Source organism: Janthinobacterium silvisoli (assembly GCF_014200725.1).
GTDB lineage: Bacteria > Pseudomonadota > Gammaproteobacteria > Burkholderiales > Burkholderiaceae_D > Janthinobacterium.
Genome location: NZ_JACHCL010000002.1, coordinates 339,509 through 358,701 on the forward strand (window position 1 = coordinate 339,509; position 19,193 = coordinate 358,701).

General features: G+C 56.5%; 17 protein-coding genes. 9 read left to right on the forward strand and 8 right to left on the reverse strand.

The features are described from left to right. The first annotated feature begins 2 nt into the window (after window positions 1-2). The gene (locus tag HDE75_RS11705) at window positions 3-1,499 is read left to right on the forward strand and encodes a sensor histidine kinase (RefSeq protein ID WP_183677496.1); all 1,497 of its coding nucleotides are present in this window, start codon (window positions 3-5) and stop codon (window positions 1,497-1,499) included. Window positions 1,500-1,521: 22 nt separating this feature from the next. Here HDE75_RS11705 and HDE75_RS11710 read toward each other — a convergent pair whose 3' ends face one another. Beyond that, entirely contained in the window at window positions 1,522-1,869 is a 348-nt protein-coding gene (locus HDE75_RS11710; RefSeq protein ID WP_183677494.1) for a FlxA-like family protein, read from the reverse strand. A 158-nt stretch (window positions 1,870-2,027) separates the two neighbouring features. Between HDE75_RS11710 and HDE75_RS11715 the strand changes: the two genes are divergently transcribed. Beyond that, complete coding sequence (locus HDE75_RS11715) at window positions 2,028-3,242, forward strand: PrpF domain-containing protein (RefSeq protein ID WP_183677492.1); 1,215 nt, start codon at window positions 2,028-2,030, stop codon at window positions 3,240-3,242. On the opposite strand, the gene dcd is transcribed toward HDE75_RS11715, so the two are convergent. The 4 genes from dcd to HDE75_RS11735 all read right to left on the reverse strand — a co-directional run bounded on the left by dcd (window position 3,239) and on the right by HDE75_RS11735 (window position 6,269). Continuing rightward, window positions 3,239-3,808 carry a dCTP deaminase gene (gene dcd / locus HDE75_RS11720; protein ID WP_183677490.1) on the reverse strand — a complete coding sequence of 190 codons (570 nt, stop codon included), beginning with the start codon at window positions 3,806-3,808 and terminating at the stop codon, window positions 3,239-3,241. The two genes, HDE75_RS11715 and dcd, sit on opposite strands and share 4 nt — an antisense overlap. Before the next feature lie 138 nt (window positions 3,809-3,946). Beyond that, window positions 3,947-4,747, reverse strand: coding sequence for an alpha/beta fold hydrolase (locus tag HDE75_RS11725; RefSeq protein ID WP_183677488.1), 801 nt, complete (start codon window positions 4,745-4,747; stop codon window positions 3,947-3,949). Window positions 4,748-4,819: 72 nt separating this feature from the next. Beyond that, on the reverse strand, window positions 4,820-5,491 hold the full coding sequence (locus HDE75_RS11730; protein ID WP_183677487.1) for an HAD family hydrolase: 672 nt from the start codon (window positions 5,489-5,491) through the stop codon (window positions 4,820-4,822). Window positions 5,492-5,507: 16 nt separating this feature from the next. Beyond that, entirely contained in the window at window positions 5,508-6,269 is a 762-nt protein-coding gene (locus tag HDE75_RS11735; protein ID WP_183677485.1) for a sulfite exporter TauE/SafE family protein, read from the reverse strand. Between the two features lie 167 nt (window positions 6,270-6,436). Between HDE75_RS11735 and HDE75_RS11740 the strand changes: the two genes are divergently transcribed. Next, window positions 6,437-7,360: a LysR family transcriptional regulator gene (locus HDE75_RS11740; protein ID WP_183677484.1), complete on the forward strand. Its 924-nt coding sequence runs from the start codon at window positions 6,437-6,439 to the stop codon at window positions 7,358-7,360. Between the two features lie 3 nt (window positions 7,361-7,363). On the opposite strand, the gene HDE75_RS11745 is transcribed toward HDE75_RS11740, so the two are convergent. From HDE75_RS11745 to HDE75_RS11755, 3 genes are all read right to left on the reverse strand, one after another. Continuing rightward, the gene (locus HDE75_RS11745; protein ID WP_183677483.1) at window positions 7,364-7,882 is read right to left on the reverse strand and encodes a GNAT family N-acetyltransferase; all 519 of its coding nucleotides are present in this window, start codon (window positions 7,880-7,882) and stop codon (window positions 7,364-7,366) included. 95 nt (window positions 7,883-7,977) lie between these two features. Beyond that, window positions 7,978-10,401: a DNA internalization-related competence protein ComEC/Rec2 gene (locus HDE75_RS11750; RefSeq protein WP_183677482.1), complete on the reverse strand. Its 2,424-nt coding sequence runs from the start codon at window positions 10,399-10,401 to the stop codon at window positions 7,978-7,980. 820 nt (window positions 10,402-11,221) lie between these two features. Next, the gene (locus tag HDE75_RS11755) at window positions 11,222-11,968 is read right to left on the reverse strand and encodes a ComEC/Rec2 family competence protein (protein WP_183677481.1); all 747 of its coding nucleotides are present in this window, start codon (window positions 11,966-11,968) and stop codon (window positions 11,222-11,224) included. Between the two features lie 537 nt (window positions 11,969-12,505). Here HDE75_RS11755 and HDE75_RS11760 point away from each other — a divergent pair. The 6 genes from HDE75_RS11760 to HDE75_RS11785 all read left to right on the forward strand — a co-directional run bounded on the left by HDE75_RS11760 (window position 12,506) and on the right by HDE75_RS11785 (window position 19,170). Then, on the forward strand, window positions 12,506-13,324 hold the full coding sequence (locus tag HDE75_RS11760) for a Hachiman antiphage defense system protein HamA (RefSeq protein ID WP_183677480.1): 819 nt from the start codon (window positions 12,506-12,508) through the stop codon (window positions 13,322-13,324). After that, window positions 13,321-15,780 (forward strand): DEAD/DEAH box helicase, encoded by a 2,460-nt coding sequence (locus HDE75_RS11765; RefSeq protein ID WP_183677479.1) that lies wholly within the window; start codon window positions 13,321-13,323, stop codon window positions 15,778-15,780. Before HDE75_RS11760 ends, HDE75_RS11765 begins: the two co-directional genes overlap by 4 nt. A gap of 239 nt (window positions 15,781-16,019) precedes the next feature. Continuing rightward, entirely contained in the window at window positions 16,020-16,580 is a 561-nt protein-coding gene (locus tag HDE75_RS11770; RefSeq protein WP_183677478.1) for a peroxiredoxin, read from the forward strand. Window positions 16,581-16,614: 34 nt separating this feature from the next. Further along, a complete protein-coding gene (locus HDE75_RS11775) occupies window positions 16,615-17,871 on the forward strand; it encodes a protein-disulfide reductase DsbD family protein (protein WP_183677477.1) in 1,257 nt (418 codons plus the stop codon). 56 nt (window positions 17,872-17,927) lie between these two features. Further along, window positions 17,928-18,542: a sigma-70 family RNA polymerase sigma factor gene (locus tag HDE75_RS11780; protein ID WP_221291849.1), complete on the forward strand. Its 615-nt coding sequence runs from the start codon at window positions 17,928-17,930 to the stop codon at window positions 18,540-18,542. After that, on the forward strand, window positions 18,535-19,170 hold the full coding sequence (locus HDE75_RS11785) for an NrsF family protein (RefSeq protein WP_183677476.1): 636 nt from the start codon (window positions 18,535-18,537) through the stop codon (window positions 19,168-19,170). Before HDE75_RS11780 ends, HDE75_RS11785 begins: the two co-directional genes overlap by 8 nt. Window positions 19,171-19,193 lie beyond the last annotated feature (23 nt).

Genomic DNA, 19,193 nt, shown 5'->3' on the forward strand with positions numbered 1-19,193 from the left:
GCGTGGGGCGCCTGTTCTGGAAGTTTTTCCTGTGCATCTTGCTGGCCCAATTTGCCGCGACTATCGGCATCGGTGGCACCTTCTGGCTAAAAAATCGTGCGGCACAGCAAGAACGCCTGCTCGACATCGACACCAGTCCGCCCGCGCAGATGGCCATCGATGCAGCCGCTGCTACCCTGGAGTTTGGCGGTAGCAACGCCCTGCGCCAATTGCTGGTGCAAACAGAACGCTTGCGCGTGTACGCGGTCGATGGACAAGGCCGCGAATTGCTGGGCCGCCATGTGCAGCCAGCCACCCTGGCCAAGGCCCGCGCCATGCGGGCGCAAACCGTGGGCCGGCACGTCGTGCGCGAACTGGAAGGCGCAGATGGCGTGCGCTTGCTGCTGTTCCTGCCGTATTCCGAACATTTCCGCGGTTTCGAGACTGGCGCCACGCGCGATACGCTGCAAGCCATCGTGATGGGCGATACGCACGCCATGCCATCCGGGCGTCCACCTGCAGACGCCAGCGCGCCGCCATTCACCGCCAAGCCAGGCCCCTACCCTGACATGGGTGGCATGCCGCCCAGCCCCCGCATGATGACGCCTTACCGCAGCTTCATCCCCGTCGTTGCAGCCACCGTGGCCAGCCTGTTATTCGCATTTTTACTGGCCTGGTATTTCGCCCGTCCCATCCGCGACCTGCGCCAGGCATTCGAAGGCGCGTCCAGCGGCGACCTGGCGCCGCGCTTCCGCAACAAGCCCGGTGGCGACGAATTGAAGGACCTGGGCCACGATTTCGACCGCATGACGGGCCGCTTGCAAAGCCTGATGGATAGCCAGACACGGCTGTTGCATGACGTGTCGCATGAATTGCGCTCGCCGCTGGCGCGCCTGCAGGCCGCCATCGGACTGGCGCACCAGCAACCGGAAAAAATGGCCGCATCGATGGAGCGCATCGAACGCGAAAGCGTGCGCATGGATAAGCTGATCGGGGAATTGCTGACCCTGTCGCGGCTGGAAGCGGCCGCCGTCCACCCGCTCAGCGAAGACTTCAGCATCGCCGACCTGCTGCACGACATCGTGGAAGACGCCTGCTATGAAGCGGGTGGCCGCCAGATCAGCATCAGCATCAAAGGCGACGCCGATATCAGCGAGGCCATCGTGACGGGCCAGGCCGACCTGCTGGGGCGCGCGGTAGAAAACGTGGTGCGCAACGCCATCAAGCACAGTCCAGATGGCGGCACCGTCGAGATCGCCGCATCCCTGCTCGATAGCGGCCAGCAAGTGCGCATTGCCGTGCTGGACCAGGGACCAGGCGTGGAGGCGGCCGACCTGGGCGCCATTTTTGAACCGTTCTTCCGCGCCAGCAACACACAAAAATCCACCGATGGGCACGGCTTAGGCCTGGCTATCGCCCAGCACGTGATCGGCGCCCACGGCGGCACCATCACGGCCAGCAACCGTGGCAGCGGCGGCTTGTGCGTGGAAATGATCTTGCCCGCCAGAATGCCCGCCTGAAGCAGGCATGCTGGCCACGCCATCAGGCGTAGGTATCGATCACGCTGCCCAGGGTCGACGATACCGAACGGACCTGACTTGTGCTGGTATCCGCACTGTCCGGCGACTGCACAGGCTGTTGCGCCGCCTGTTGTGCGGCCGCAGCCTGCAACTGGGCGATCTGCGCCTGCAATGCCGCGATCTGATCGGCCAGCTGCTGTTGCAGCTTTTGCGTGGCGTCCGTCTGCTCGCCCTTTTGCGCATCGGTCAATTGCTTTTGTGCCGAGGTGATCTGTCTTTGTAGCGTTGCAATTTGTGAACTATTACTGCTGCTGCCAGTACCGCTGTTGACGGCGCTGCTGGCGCCACCTGATGAGATTGCTGAAACCATATACCCTCCTGATACTACTCACTGACACCTCTTGTTTATCGGCCAGGACGGCGGCAAATGAATAGACAGACATGTAAAGCCAGGTAAAGACAGCATCAACTGGTGGCAGAGCAGGAAAACTGGCACACTGGGGGCTTGTTCCTGCCAACGATACGACCATGCGCTCCCTGCCAGACTTCCATCCCCGCCACCGTTCAGGCGTCATTGAGTTTCCCGTACACCATATGCGCGGCGGCACATCCACTGGATTGGTGCTGTGGGAACCGTATCTGCCGCCGCAACAGGACTTGCGCGAAGAATTGCTGCGTCATCTGATGGGCGTGCCGCAAACGGGGGCGCAGCCCGGCAACCGGCAAATTACGGGCCTGGGGCGGGGTCCTGCCACCAGCAACAAGGTTTTTATTGCCGACGTGGAACTGCATGCGGGGCAGCTGCGCCTGGTCAGTACCCTGGCGCAACTGGCCAGCGAACATGGCAATATCGATTGGAGCGTGAATTGCGGCAATATGTCGTCGGCGCTGCAATTGTGGGGTATCGATATGGGTTTGCTGGCGACTGAGGGCTGCGGCCAGCAGGAAGTGTCCATCCGCAACACGAATACGGGCGTCATCACCACTTCGCGCATGACTTTATCCGACGATGGACGCTATGCCACCACAGCCATTCCCGGCGTGCGCGGTGAGTTTCCCGCCGTCGACCTGTTCCTGCATGATCCCGTGGGTGCGAAGACGGGCAAGCTGCTGCCGACCGGTTCCGTGCAGGATGTGGTGGCAGGCTATACGGTCTCTTGCGTGGATGTGGCCGTACCGATGGTGATCGCGGATGCAGCCCAGTTCGGCAAGACGGCGCAGGAGCCGATACGAGAACTGGAAGCGGACACGGCTTTCATGCAGGCGATACGCACCGTGTGGGTGGCGGCGGGCCTGCGCATGGGCTTGCTGCGCCGCGATGGTGGCTTGATGACGCAAGACGAACTGGCCCGCAGCGAAACGATTCCCAAGTTCTGCATCATCGGTGCGCCGCAAGCGGGCGGCAACCTGGCCGCGCGCTACTTTACGCCACAAACGGGCCACGCCTCGCTGGCCGTTTCGGGCGGCTGCTGCCTGGCGGCGGCGACCTTGATACCGGGCACGGTGGCGCAGACCATCGCCCGGCATGTGGCGCCAGTGGCTGAAAAATATGGGGATGTGCAGGTAGGGATAGAAAATCCGGCCGGCATCCTGGACACGACGATTGTCGCGCGCAAGGTGGACGGTCAGATCGGGATAGCGAGCGCGGCTTACCGGCGCAGCACGCAAATCTTACTGCGCGGCCATGTGCCGCTATACCAGGCCTCGCAGCAATTGCAGGCCTGGTTCAGGGAATCAACTTAAGTCTTGGGCAGGGTTACGCCAACCTGGCCCTGATACTTGCCGCCACGGTCCTTGTACGAGGTTTCGCACACTTCGTCCGACTCGAAGAACAGCACTTGCGCCACGCCTTCATTGGCGTAGATCTTGGCTGGCAAGGGAGTCGTGTTGGAGAATTCCAGTGTCACATAACCTTCCCATTCCGGTTCAAACGGCGTCACGTTGACGATGATGCCGCAGCGCGCATAGGTGCTCTTGCCCAGGCAAATGGTCAGCACATTGCGGGGAATGCGGAAATACTCGACCGTGCGGGCCAGCGCGAACGAGTTCGGCGGGATGATGCAATAACCCTTGCCCGACACGTCGACGAAGTTATTGGCGTCAAAATCCTTGGGATCGACGATGGTGGTATTGATGTTGGTGAACAGCTTGAACTCGTCGGCGCAGCGGATGTCATAACCATAGCTGGACGTACCGTAAGAAACGATGCGGTTACCGTCGCGTTCCTTCACCTGGCCCGGTTCGAACGGCTCGATCATGCCCGTTTGTTCCGCCATGCGGCGTATCCATTTATCGCTTTTAATCGTCATCGCAGGGGTTTCTTTCTAGAATATCGGTGGCTGGGCGGCGCAGCCTGTACAGGCGCGGCCCGAATGGCAGGATTTTACGCGAAAATTCGGCGCTTTTGGCCCCCTGCCCCTGAAATTCCTTGGCTGCAGCGCAAGTCGCTAGCGCACGGCCAGCATTGACGCTATCATCTCATGCACCGCCTGCGCCGTCAGCTCGGGCGACTCCATGGGAAACAGATGGCCGCCAGGCAGCTGGCGGAAAAATGGCCCGACCAGCTTGCGCGTGGCGTCCAGGCCCGCCTGCCGGCATTCCACCGATTCCGTGCCGCCGATAAAACCGATCGGCACGGGAAAACCATCCTTGACCAGTGCACCGATATGGTGGGGCAAGCCGCGATAGACCTGGGTTTCCACCTCGCGCGTAAAACGCAGCTGCACGCCGTCCGGATGCGGCGCCAGGCCGCTGGCGATATAGTCGTCCAGCACCTGCGGCGCCCAGGCGGCAAACATGTCTTTGGCGGCAAAGTGGGCATAAGCAGCTTGTGCATCGGGCCACAGATACCGCCGCTTGGCGGAAAAACGCGCCGGCGAATAGCGTTCGCCCAGCGCCGTATGGCGCACCAGGCGCAGCAGCAAGGCGCGCCAGCCCGCCACCACCGGGGAATCGAGCAAGACCACACAACGGGCCAGATCGGGGCGCGCCTTGGCTACCATCAGGCTCAGCATACCGCCCAGCGAATGGCCGACCAGGATCACGGGGCCGCTGTAGCGACGTTCAAGGTCGGCGATCATTTCCCGTACCAGCTCGGGCCAGCCTGTCGTGACCGGATAACGGGGATCGTGGCCGTGCATATCGAGCGCCTGCACAGCGTAATGCTCGCCAAGCAAGCCGAACAGCTTGCGGTAAGTGCCTGCAGGATAACTATTGGCATGGGCAAAATGCAGTTTGGGCAAGGTCATCTTTGGGGCTGGCCAGTCAATGGGATAAACCATTGTAATGGCATGCTGGCAAGACAAGTCTGAGGGAGCACTCTAATCAGGCAGCGGGTCGCCTATAAAGGAAGCCAGCACTTCGCCCAGCTCGTCCATCGACTCGACCACACAAAACGCCTCGTCGAACGCGTAGTCACGGTTCATCACATTGCGCAGCACGATGCATTCCAGGCCGGCGGCGTTGGCGGCACGCAAGCCGCGCGGCGAGTCTTCCACCGCCACGCAATGGGCGGCGTCCAGCCCCAGCTTTTGCAAACCCAGCAGATAGCCATCGGGCGCCGGCTTGCTGTCCGCATAACTTTCACGCGTCAAGACGAAATCAAAATAGGGCAGCAAGCCGGTGGCAGCATGGGTGATCTGGAAATGCTGCTCATGGGCGCTGGTCACCACCCCCATGGCAACTTGCGGGCGCAAGGTCTGCAGCAGGCGTTCGACACCCGGTATGGCCAGCCCGCGTGCCTGGCGCAGCCGTTCGCCGAACAGGCGCTTGCGCTCGATCCGCAGGTGATTGACCAAGGCAATATCGTGGCCCTGCCCCAGCAACACATGCCAGGCGCCATAGTTATTGTCCAGGAACCAGTCAAAGAATTGCTTGGGCGTCAAGTCCACGCCGTAGGGCAAGAGCAGTTCGCGGTTGCTTTCATAAAACAGCTGTTCGGTGTTGACCAGCACGCCATCGTTGTCCCACAGCACACCCTGGATGGTTTTCATGGCGAGATTCCAGCACTTACCTGAAGAATATGTCGTAAGACAATTTAACGATCAGCATCACCAGCAGCACCAGGAACAGGATGCGCACGAAGGCGGCGCCGCGGCGCACGGCGATCCAGGTGCCTGTCAGCGCCCCCAGGATATTGCACACGGCCATGGGGGCAGCCACCGCATAAACCACGTGGCCGGCAGGAATGAAGAAGGCCAGCGCCGCCACATTGGTGGCGATATTGACCAGTTTCGAGCAGGCCGAAGCGAGGATGAAATCAAAGCCAAACACGCGGATGAACAGGAAAATCAAAAAACTGCCCGTGCCCGGACCGAACAGGCCATCATAAAAACCGATGGCGCCGCCGATCACCATGGCCAGGATGCGTTCGCGCGGGCCTATCGGGCGCGGCTCGCGGGTGGCGCCGAAATCCTTCTTGATGAAGGTGTAGATCGCCATGATGATGATCAGCGCCAGCACCATTGGCCGCACGACTTGCTGCGGCACGTAGGACACGGCCGCCGCGCCGATGAAGGACATGACGAAGGCGCAGGCCACGGCGGGCAGCACCAGCAGCCACGGAATATGCACTTTGCCGATGAAGGAGCGGGCGGCAAACGCCGTGCCGCAAGCGGAAGCGAGCTTGTTGGTTCCCAGCAAGGAGGTCGAGGCCATGTTCGGCATCAGGTTGAACAGGGCCGGCAGTTGTATCAGCCCGCCACCACCGACGGCGGCATCGATCAGGCCGGCAAAGAAGGCAAACAGGCACAGCAGGGAAATGGTCAACATGCGGCAATCCAAAAACAGTGGCAAGGACGCAAGTATAGGCGCACGATTATGTGATGGCTGCAGCTATGCTTGCAACTCCGTATTGCGGAAAGCGCAATCAGGCGTGGCGCTTGACGAAACAGGCATGGTGCGCTCTACTGGCGACTTTCCTTCTGAGGCGCCCTGCCATGTCCATGAAACTGATGTGGGAAATCCGCGCCTTTTGCAGCGTTGTCGAAAAGCGCAGCTTCGTCCATGCGGCCCGCATGCTGGGGCGCTCGCCGTCGGCCGTCACGCGTGCCATCCAGTTTTTGGAAGACGCCATCGGCGCCGAGTTGATCCTGCGCACGCAAAAACAATTCACCCTGACCACGGCCGGTGAAACGTATTACGCGTCGGCCAAGCATTTGCTGGAAACCCAGGCCGAAGCGGAAGACCAGCTGGCGGAACTGAGCAATTCCCCCCAGGGCTGGGTGCGCATTTCGGCGCCGGAAATCCTGTCGCTGGGCTTTTTGCCGAAAGTGCTGGCGCAGTTTTCACGCGATTATCCGAATGTCTCGGTCGATATCCACTTTTCGGACAAGTCGATCGACCCGATCCAGGAAAAGCTCGATTTTGCCATCCGCGGCGCCTTTCCCCGCTCCAGCGAGCTGATCGGATATCCGCTGTGGAACTACCGCCGCTATATGTATGCCTCGCCCGACTACATCGCCCGCATGGGCGCGCCGCAAGAGCCGGAAGAGCTGGCCAGTCACGACGTCATCGTGCACTCGGCGCCCCGCATCCTGCGCGACTGGCATTTCGTTTCCGGCGAGCGCAATGTGCGCTTCCAGGTCCAGCCGCGCTTCCGCTTTACCTCTGGCATCGCCACTTTCCAGGCAGCACAGGAAGGCGCCGGCATCGCGCGCCTGGCTAGCTGGCTGGCGGAACCGGCCGTGGCCAGCGGCGCCCTGCAAAGGGTTTGCCCCGCGTATCGCTTGACGTCTTCGAAGGAACTGGACCCCAGCATCCACGCCGTCTACGGCAGCGCCCGCCTACCCAAGGGCGCCAGGCTGTTCCTGGAGTATGTGCGCAAGAAAGGCATGGAGATACCGGATGAACGTCCAGGCTGACGCTTAACTTTCGGCTGCGTCGCTGTACACGGCGTACTGCTCGCCATCCAGAACATAGCCTGCCACCTCAGCCATGCCCAGGCGCTGATGCGCGCGCAGCGATCCGATATTGTCGCGGCGTATGAATAGCACCGCCTCGCCGCCAGGATGCCGGGCCCGCATGGCTTCGTGTAACAGCGCCAGCAGCCCTTGCCCCCGCTCGCTGTCCGCAATGCAGACGGGGCCATACACATACGCCCCCGGCCCACCGGCATAGGCCTCCAGCATGGCCAGCACGGCCGGCGCCTGGGCTGTATCTTTGGCCGCACTGAACAGCACGCCGACTACCGGGCCGCCCGCCACCCGCCGCGCCACGATAACCGGCGCCCCTCCCTCGGCCATCTGGACCACCTTTTCATGCGGGAATTCCCCCGTCAGGCTACCGCCTTGAAAAGGGGAATTGGCTTGTAGCAAGGTTGTGATGGGATCGATATCGGCTGCCTGGGCCAGGGTGATCAGGTCAGCGGTACTGGAATTGCTCATCTAGTTTCCTTTGATGATGAGTTCTTGAGACTAGCATGAAAGGGCAGGATCATACTCAGTCGTGCCAGCCACCGGGAAGGCATGCAAGGCGGCGACTATCGCCCATACCAGTAGCGCGGATGGCTGGCGCGGTAGCCGGTGACCGTGACCGTCTCGCCAAATTCGAGGGTCAACGCCCCCGCCTCGTCCGTCCGCAGCCGCGTAATCCCCAGCTCGCCATAACGCGCATAGATTTGCGCCTTCGGATGCTTGTAGCGGTTGCGGTGACCCACCTGGAATATCGCCAGGCTCGGGTGAACGGCATTCAAAAAGGCCGGCGTGGACGAGGTGCCGCTACCGTGATGGGGCGCCAGCAACACATCGGCCGCCAAGTCGCTCCCCAGGCGCGCGCGCAATTGCGCTTCCTGCGCCGCTTCGATATCGCCGGCCAGCAAGATCGCATGCTTGCCTGCCGTGATTTTCACCGTGCAGCTGCGGGCATTCGGTTTCAACGACATATCGTCGTGGCTGGCCGCCAGCGGGTGCAGCATCTCGAAGCGCACGCCTTCCCACTGCCAGCTTTGACCGGCCGCGCAATGCAGATAGGGCTTGCCCAGCTTGTGCTGCGCCACGACGGCCGGATGGCCGCCAGCCAGGGACGAAGCCAGCCAGCCCACGGGAATATTTTCCAGCAGCGAGACGGCGCCACCCGCATGGTCGGCATCGCTATGCGAAATGATCAAGCCATCGAGCTTGGCTATGCCCCGCGCCCGCAGATACGGCACGATGACCCGGCTGGCGCCATCGGAATCCACGCCATACGCGGGCCCCGTGTCATACAGCAGGCGGTGGCCATGGGTTTCGACCAGCAAGGCCATGCCCTGCCCCACATCGAAGGCCGTGACCCATAACTGGCCCGGCGCCGGGCTGGCCGGCAAGGCCGTCATCAGGGGCAGCCAACTGAGCATCCCCAGCCAGCGATGCGGCCAGCCGCGCGGCGCCAGCAGCCACAAGGTGCCGAACAAGGCCCAGGCAAAACTCCACCACGGCGGCGCAGGGGCAGTCCAGACGGCAAACGGACCGATACTCAGCCACTCCAGCAGCTGCACCAGCAATTGCACGATAAAGTGCGCCAACAACAGCAGCCAGTCGGATAACGGCGCCGGCAGCAGGCTGGCAGACAGCGACAGGGGCGCCACCACCAGGCTGACGACGGGAATTGCCAGCGCATTGGCGATCGGCGACACTAGCGACACTTGCGAGAACAGCAGCATGGTCAAGGGCACCAGCCCCACCGTCACCACATATTGCGTATGCGCGCCTAGCGCCAGCTCCGCCCGCAGCCGTTGCCAACGGCTGGCGTCCGGGGCCACCGGCGCCGATATGCGCCCCACGCTGGCATACAGTATCGTAGCGACCGCCCCGAACGACAGCCAGAAGCCAGGCCACAGCACGGCCCAGGGATCCAGCAGCACCACCACGCCCAGCGCCAGGCACAGCACATGAAACACGCTGGTGATACGCCCCGTCCACAAGGCGATGGCGACCACCATCAGCATATATAAAGTGCGCTGCGCCGGCACGCCAAAGCCGGCCAGCAGCACATACAGCAAGGCAGCGACGGCGCCCGCCAGCGCCGCCACTTTTTGCGCCGGCAACAGCAAGGGCAATTGCCATCCCGTAAAAAACGAGCGCCGCCACAAGGCGCCCGCCGCCAGCGCAACCAGCCCCGCAATCATGGTGATATGCAGCCCCGAAATGGAAATCAGATGGCTCACGCCCGTGCGGTTAAACACTTGCCAGTCCGACTGCGGTATCGCCCGCTGATCGCCCACTACCAGCGCCACGATCACACCTGCATAGGGCTTGCTCACCAGACTACGCTCTATGCGTGCGCGCAAGGCCGCACGGCAAGCCTCAACCACATTGCCGAAGCTGACCACAAAACCGTCCAGACGCACATTCGGCGTATCCGCCCTGGGCTGCGGCCGCACATAGCCAGTAGCTCGCACGCCCTGCTCCAGCAACCACACCTCATAATCAAAGCCCATCGGGTTCGCATTGCCATGCGGCCGCTGCAGCCGCACCGTCAATTGCCAGCGCTCCCCCGGCTGCACATCGCCCACCTCATTCGTCACCTCATCGCGAAACCCCTTGTACCAGGACAAGGCAATCAACGGCGACACCTGCGCCCCCACCGCCTTCTCCACCGCAAAATTAAACCGCACACCCTGCTCGAAGTGATATGGCAGGCTGGCAATCGTGCCGGTGACCGTGATATCGCGGCCCTCGTCGGCCAAGGCCAACTGGGGAGCTAGCGCGAGTTGGGCTAGCCAGGCGGCCCAGAAAAAGCCAAGGATAACGCCGCCAGCGCATCCTGAAAGCAGACGCAGCAATGCATGCTGATGGCGCAGTACGTATCCGGCTAACAGGCAGACCAGGCAGGCGACTGCCAGCGTGGTTCCAGCATGGGCCGGCAGCGCCGCCTGCGTCTGCAGCCAGTAAGCACCAGCGGCGAAGCCGAGGATAAAGGTGGGCATGGCGGGTGAGATTCACGCGCTGAAATGCACCAGTATGGGTGGTGCATTTCAGGTATGCGCAGCTTGACAGGCAGCGTGTTTGATCGGGCGCAGCACGATGGCGGATATCGCACTTGAGCGATCAACGACGTGCCTGTCGCCTGCAAATTAACTTGCAGTCACGTTGAAGTGAAAAATCAAGAATTACGGCAGAGGTCGTGTCTGAATTGCAGAACTGACCCTGCCTTCGCGCTAGACGGGACCTTAACCGCGCCTCATTGTGCCCGGAAGCGTCCGTGCCGATCCGTTGGCTTCCGATTGCGCTCGCGGTGAATGTTGATGGAATAGCCCTGATTTGTAGCCCACGCTATCGCCTGGGCCTGAGTATCGCACTCGTGCAATAACCGCTCTGTCCCCTCTTGCTCAACCGCGTGATGAATGCCTGGTTCCCAGTTGCTGGGATTTTTAACCTTAACAATATCAACCTTTGCCATAGAGCCTCGCTGTTTTGGAATATGAAGTTAGAGCGCGTTAGGTACATCACCTGCAATGCATCCTGTCGCGCATTATTTTACCGGTGGCGTAAAATTTCGTACCCCCGGCTGACGCCCAGCTTATCAGGTTGTGTTAGCGAAAAAATCACGAATTCTCACCCGCGAGGACCACGAACATTCTTCGGGTACCCAGACTTTGGTACAGCCGTTGTGCGCTCGTGCTGTGGGACGCCTGCAAAGCTTACGGTGCCGAAGCGCGGGTCGTAGGCCTAGCTGCGCAATAATGAGCGCCAGGGAAAAACTAATTGTCGTAGATCGAAAGATCGCCGGCTGAGCCAGGGAAGAACTTAATTGTCTTTCACCAGAGCAATCGCCCGCTGGTCCCCCACCACCAGCGCCACGATCACGCCCGCATAGGGCTGGCCCTGCAAACTGCGCTCGATGCGCGTGCGCACAGCAGCCCGGCACGCTTCCACAATGTTAGCGAAACCCGGCACGAAACCGGTCAAGCGTACATTTGGCGTATCGGCCCGAGGCTGCGGCCGCACATAGCCCGTCGCGCGCACGCCCTGCTCCAGCAACCACACCTCATAATCAAAGCCCATGGGATTCGCATTGCCGTGAGAACGCTGCAGCCGCACCGTCAACTGCCAACGCTCCCCCGGCTGCACATCGCCCACCTCATTCGTCACCTCATCGCGAAACCCCTTGTACCAGGACAGCGCAATCAGAGGCGGCACCTGCGCCCCCACCGCCTTTTCCACCGCAAAATTAAAGCGCACGCCCTGCTCGAAGTGATATGGCAGGCTGGCAATGGTGCCGGTGACAGTGATATCACGACCTTCGTCGACCAAGGCCAGCTGGGGAGCTAGCGCGAGTTGGGCTAGCCAGGCGGCCCAGAAGAAGCCAAGGATGACGCCACCGATGCATCCTGAAAGCAGGCGCAGCAATGCACGCTGGTGGCGCAGTGCGTATCCGGCTAACAGGCAGGCCAGGCAGGCGACCGCCAGCGTGGTTCCAGCATGGGCAGGCAGCGCCGCCTGCGTCTGCAGCCAGAAAGCGCCAACGGCAAAGCCGAGGATAAAGGTGGGCATGGCGGGTGGGAGTCACGCGCTGAAATACACCAGTATGGGCGACGGAGGCCAGGCATGCGCATCTTTATAAATAGCGCTTTTGATCGGGCGCAGTACGGTGGCGGATATCGTACTTGCGCGGTCCGAGGAAGGTAGAACAGTTTTGCCACTCAGACACGATCTGCCATGCATATCAATTCTTGGCTTCACTGTGTTCTGGAAGCCGTTTACTGGCTTGCTACTCTTACGCACTAGCAGTGTCCCTGCATGCAGGTCACCAGCAAAATAGGGTGTCGGCCTGTTTGAAGTGAAAAATCAGGAATTACGGCGGATGTCGTGTCTGAATGGCAGAACTGGCCCTGCCTTCGCAAGAACAACTTCAGCTGCGTGATTATTGGATAGATTATGATCAAGTGTATCTGCCATGATAGCAATGATGTCACATTGATTTCCGAACATCAAGAAATCCGTTACCATTCGTGTGAATTGGCTCCTTAACTGGTAGTTTACTTACAGAAGACTACTTATGGGTTTGATCGTTTCAGCGTAGAGAATAATATGGCCGTAAAAGATATCCGACACGAATCTAGTGATGATTCGAGCGTTTCACTTTGTATTATTGATGATTTGTCCGATGAGCTTAAGGGAATAATAAAATTAGAGCTTTCTAAAGTTTGTCATGGGCCCGCCAAGGCAGAAGAAGGTAGGAAGTCGTATGCTTACGAACCTACAATACGTGAATTTGTTAAGCGATACAAAGATAAGTCACCAACAACTAAGTTGGGAATGATCGGCGAACTTCTTTGCCATATTCTTTTATTTAGTTTCAACAATGAATTAAAGGCAGCAAGTCCATTTTTTAATATGGAAGAAGGAAGTATTAAAAAAGGCTTCGACTTGATGATTATAAACTCTACCGATAATTCATTCTGGATAACAGAAGTTAAATCTGGTGAGCTTGGAGAAAAAGATAAACAACAAAAAATACGCGGCCTTATCGATCTAGCAAAGTCTGATTTAATCGAGAGATTAACATCAAAGAACGCAACAATTTGGTACTCCGCCATAAATAATATTGATATATCTTTATCTGGAAACATGCCAGAAAAGAAAATACTCAAAGATCTTTTAGAAGAATTTATTGAGGGAAAAGACGAAATTGTCACGAAAGATTCAAAATCTATGAATGTTTTCCTTGTGCCGATTCTTTTTGAAAATACTCTCAACTCCATCGACTTACAAACAATAAAAGACAAGCATTCAAAATTGATTTCCGCTGGAGATTTTTCACGATGCCTTATTTTTGCAATTCAAAAGTCGACAATAATTAAAGTAGAAAAATTCTTAATTGAAGAAGCGGAAGGAGCTAGCAAATGAGTGAAACATTAACATTGAGAATTATTCGCTCATCAAAAATATCTGAACTTTTAAAAAAGCTATACTTCTCAGAAAATTCGGACAAACAGTCATCCTCTGTCCTCAAAATTGCTCTTTTATTTTTAAATAGCGAAAAAGATGTTGTAAAAGAATTCGGTTATAGACTTCTATTGAAATATGCGAACAAGACAGGAAATTTTGTTCCACTTTATGATGTGGCCGCATTGTTAGGTTTCACACCGATTATGTCACTTTTGAAACAACAGTCATTATTGCCTGAAAATAATGGCTTTCTTGACACTCTCATGTCAGCTTATAGAGAAAATTTTAAAGTAGGCGATATCTATCAAACAGAAAACCAGAGTGCTTTATTTAAGCAGTTTTCAGATTCTGTGGGTGAAAGCATAGCCGTTGTGGCACCTACTTCCTATGGAAAGTCGCAGCTAATCGAGCAATCTATCGCGACCAATCAGAAATTAAATATTGCAATCCTAGTTCCTTCGAAAGCACTAATTTCGCAAACGAGGCGTAGAGTTTTAGCGCAGATTGACTCTCAGCAAGTACGTCAAGTTATCGTGCATCACGATATGGCATTTGACATACAGCAGCCCTTGATTGCTGTGGTAACGCAAGAGCGACTGCTTCGACTGCTTCAGAAAAATCCCACCCTTAGCTTTGACCTTCTCTTTGTGGATGAGGCTCATAACTTACTAAGCGATGACAAACGTGCCAGATTACTAGCAAGCGTGATAATTATTGCAAGAATAAGAAACAATAATTTAGCGGTAAAATACCTTACTCCATTTCTTATTTCTTCCGACAGCTTAAAATTATCTGCGAAAACGCATGATATCCGCGAAATTAAAATTTTAGAAAAATTAAAAACAGAAGATTACTATACCTGCGATATTCATTCTGAAAAAAAGCTCAAATTATATGACCAATTTATGAATGATTTTTATGACACTGGAGACAGACAATATCTGAGTGAAATAGAACTTCTTCTAGAGAAGAAAAAAAATAAAAATATTGTTTACCTGAACAAACCCAAAAGTATAGAAATTTTTGCTGAACAGATTTCGAACTCATTTGAAAAAAACATTACCTCAGAACTTAATCGTGTCTGCGATGAAATATCGGAATATGTTCATCCCGATTATCGTATTTTGGGCTGCCTACGGCGTGGGGTTGCATACCATCATGGTGCAGTCCCTGACGTTGTTCGAGCATATATTGAAACTTCGTTTAGGAAAGATCCTTCGGTTAAATGGATTATCACAAACTCTACACTTTTAGAAGGAGTAAACATTCCTGCAGAGACATTATTTGTCTTGGATGCACGTAAAGGCAGAGGTAGCCTAACCACTCCACAGTTTAGAAATCTAGTCGGCAGGGTAAATCGTTTCAGTGAGATATTTGATTTGGAAAATGGAGATCCTAAACTTCTTCTTCCATCAATATATTTAATTAATTGCAATTATTCCCGCGCTAATTCCAATTATGAAAAATATTTGACCAAAGTGGCAAAAATTGATGGAAAAATAGATGACGTGATTTCCAATCCGCTGTTGAGTGGAGCAGCCGACAGCGCTGAAAATGCCAAGAAAAAGGCAGAAGACTTTGCCTTTATTGAAAATATTGAACCAAATGGCAATCTACGGCCAGATCCAACATTCGCAACTACAGAGGTTGGTAGGCTTTGCCATATTCATAGCGTTTTTGAATTCGATATTTTTAAGCACGAAAAAGAGATGGAAGCTCAAGTCAAGATTTTCACAGATAAAAAAATTCAGATTGGCGACGCGACAATTTTAATGCAATTAATTTCCGAGTTATTTGTCTCAAAGATTGACGATGAAGACGCACAAAAAAATAAAGCCGTTAATTTACTTAGGTTGCGAAATACAGCGGCACAAGCTTTTTATGCTATGTTCTTTGACTGGAGAATTAATCAAGTCAATTATAGCCGAATGATTGGCAATTTCATTAAGTATTGGAAAAAAATAGTCGAGAATGAGAAAGATACTATCGTATTTGTTGGCCGCTGGGGAACAATTCCTAGGGAAGGGTTCATCGAAAACTATGTAGACTTAAAAACTTTATCTGATTATGAAATGATTAATCTAGCTATAGTGAGAATCAAAGAAGAACAAGATTTCTTGGATAATACACTTGTGAAATTCTTAGAAATTTTGAATGATCTACAGTTAATTGAAGAACAATTGTATAACAAAGTTAAATATGGCACTAACGATGCCGATCAAATAGCGCTAATTAAAAATGGTTTCTCTCATATTGCTGCAAACGTGCTTTTAGCAAAATATCGTCAGTTTTTTCAAATTGACGAGGAAGGGAAAGTCAGCATACTTGCTGGAATTAGAAATTCTTTTCAAGCCAGACAGGAGAAAGAATTAATTACATTTGAAGTCGAGTGGTCGGGGCTGATAGGAAAGTAAATTTTCAAGCAAACCATATTTCCACAATGTTCACAAAATGCAATTAGAAAACATTGTGACGTCTAAACAAGATGGATCAAGAGACTAAACGGGGACTAGACAACTAGCATGTGAAATACGCCTCCCACGCTCACCCCCACAATTTTTTACTTTCAACCGCAACTTTTCTCCCCCCTCCGTCGAACCGAACGAAATGACGATCAACAGATAGTCAAACAACCTCACACACGGAGTTCACAATGGCACGTCTAGCGACAAATCTGGCAAAAGCGGCAACCTCTTTCATTCTGGCGCTGGCAGCATCATCTGTCTTCGCGGCCTTGCCTGAAGGCGCAAAAGCGCCGGATTTTCAACTCGATGCGGCGCTGGCTGGCAAGCCGATGAACTTCTCGCTGGCAAAAGCACTGAAAAAAGGCCCGGTCGTGCTGTATTTCTTCCCGGCTGCCTTCACGCAAGGTTGCACGGTGGAGGCGCATGAATTTGCGGAAGCGACCGATGATTTCAGCAAGATGAATGCGACCGTGATTGGCGTGACGGCGGGCAATGCCGACCGCGTAGCCGAGTTTTCCAAGCTAGAATGCCGTGACAAGTTTGCCGTGGCGGCCGATCCGGGCGCCAAGGTTGCTGCCACGTATCAGACCCAGTTCCGCACCAAGGATGGCAAGGCTCTCTCCGAGCGCACCTCGTTCGTGATTGCACCCGATGGCAAGATTTTGCTCAGCTACACGGATCCTAATCCGGAATTGCATATCCAGAAAGCAATGAGCGCGGTTACGGCCTGGTACAAGGCAGCCAAATGAACATCAGCACGATGAGCGAGGGTGGGAGCACACGATGCTGACGATACTCGCCGCCGCATTCCTGGGGGGATTGATCCTCAACTTCATGCCTTGCGTCTTCCCGGTGATTTCACTGAAGGCGTTTGGCCTGATCCGCCATGTGCACGACCGGCGCACGGTGCGCATCGAGGGCCTGGCCTTTATGACTGGCGTGGTCGTCACCATGCTGCTGCTGGGCGCTGCGCTGCTGACGGCGCGCGCCGGTGGTTCGGCGGTCGGCTGGGGCTTTCAGCTGCAGTCGCCTGTGCTGATTGCCGCGCTGTCCTTGATCATGCTCGGCTCTGCCCTCAATCTGATGGGCGTGTTCGAGTTCGGCCTGGCGGCGCAACGCATCGGTGGCGTGGCGGGCCCGAAATCAGGGCCGCTCGGGGCTGCGCTGACCGGTGCGCTGGCCATCGTCGTGGCCACGCCTTGCACGGCGCCTTTCATGGCAGGGGCCATCGGCGCCGCGCTGGTGCGCCCGCCGCTGGAAGCCATGTCTATCTTCCTGGCGCTGGCATTGGGTTTTGCCGCGCCATTTACCGCTGTTTCGCTGGTACCAGCCTGTGCACGGCTATTGCCCAAGCCAGGCGCATGGATGGCTACCCTCAAGCAGGTGCTGGCTTTCCCTATGCTGGCTGCGGCAGCGTGGCTGGCCTGGGTATTGGCGCAACAGGCTGGTTCGGCTGCACTGGGCGTGTTGCTGGCGTCGTCTGTCGTACTGGGTTTTGCTGCCTGGTTGTATGGCGTGGCGCAACGGCGGCAGTTTTCCGGCTTGCGTCATCGGCCGCAGCTGTTTGTGTCGATCGTGCTGCTGATTGGCCTGGCCCTTCCGCTGGCTGGCTTGCCCACGACCAGTGATGGCGACAGCACGGCCACTACGGTCGCCGCTGCACCGGCCACATCGGCCCCGCAGGACAAGCCCGCCAAATGGACACCGCAAGAGATTATTGCGCAGCGCGGCCATGGCAAGCCCATCTTCGTCAACTTCACGGCTTCCTGGTGCATAACCTGCCAGGTGAATGACAAGGCGGCTTTGTCGACCAAGGCGGTGAAAGATGCGATGATGCAAACCGGAACGGTTTACATGATTGCGGACTCCACCAAATATAATGCCGATATCGACCAGGCTATCAGCCAGTTCGGCCGTGGCGGCTTGCCCGTGTATGTGGTGTATCCGGCCGATGGTGGCGAGCCTGTACTGCTGCCTCAGCTGCTTAGCCCCGATATCGTGACGTCGGCCCTGGAAAAAGCCGCAAAGAGCCACTCGTAAACACCACCCGGTACAAATCTCTGTCACCGGGTTTCAATCTTCACCGGGACAGAGATTTGACCGAGATATCGCTGACTGAACCATCGCCGACTGAACCATCGCCGACTGAAAACGATGCTTCAAAAGCAGCGTGGCCGAAGCTGATGGCACGCGCGCAGGATGGCGATCAGCTGGCTTATTCGCGTTTGCTCAAGGCCATCGTGCCCGTGATTCGCGCGCTGGTCAGGCGCAAGATTTATCAGGATGACGCCTTCGTGGAAGATGTGGTGCAAGAAGTCTTGCTGGCCGTGCACCGGGTGCGGCACACCTATGACCCGCAGCGGCCATTCTTGCCCTGGCTATCGGCGATCATCTCCGCGCGCGCCATCGATGCCTTGCGCGCGCGCGGCCGCCGGGAATGCTGGGAGGTGGCCGATGAAGAGGCCATGCTCGAGCATCCAGATGCCTCTATCGCGGATGGACATGACAGGCTCGCGCCAGCGCAGGAAGTGAATAACTTGCTGAGCCGCCTGCCCGACCGCCAGCGGCAGATGGTGGAGCTGGTCCATTTATCCGAAATGAGTCTTGCTGAAGCAGCGGCGAATAGCAGCATGACCTTATCGGCGGTGAAGTCCGTGCTACACCGCGCTTTCATCACGCTACGCCGCCATAAAGATACGCACCATGAGTAATCACGACACCTTGATAGCCCAGCTTTGCGCCGAAGTGCAACCTGTGAAAAGAACTGCCCCACCTTGGCTCAGAGCCATGCTGTGGATGCTGGCCGCCCTGCCCTGCGGTTTTAGCGCGTCGCTGGCCATCCATCGACATGGGTCGGACTGGTCCAATCCCGGTGCGCTGTGGGCGGGACTGGCGATTTTTATTTCGCTCTGCCTGGGGCTACTCGCCATCACCACCGCGTTTACCCTCAGCATTGCCGGCCGCCGCATCACGCAATGGCACTGGTGGTCCCTCACTGCATTGTCTGTTGCCTGGCTGGTGGTGAATCTGATCGATGTCACAGCCTCAAACGAGCCATGGGGCGAGTTCGGCGATGGCATCTACTGCTACAGCTTCATGATGCTGGCGGGACTGCCGATGATGGTGGTCATCGTGAGCGCGCTGCGGCGCACCCGCGCGCTCCACCCTGCAAGCTGCCTTGCCATCGCTGGCCTGGGCGTTGCAGCACTGACGCAAATCCTGTTGGGCTTCTGCCACCCTGTGGCTGGTGACTTGATGGACCTGCTCATGCATCTGGCGGCCGCCGCTACGCTGGTGGCGATCGGCGTGCTCGCAGGGCGGCGCTGGATTGCCATCTGAGAGGGTGCCGGCCAGCCGCCATG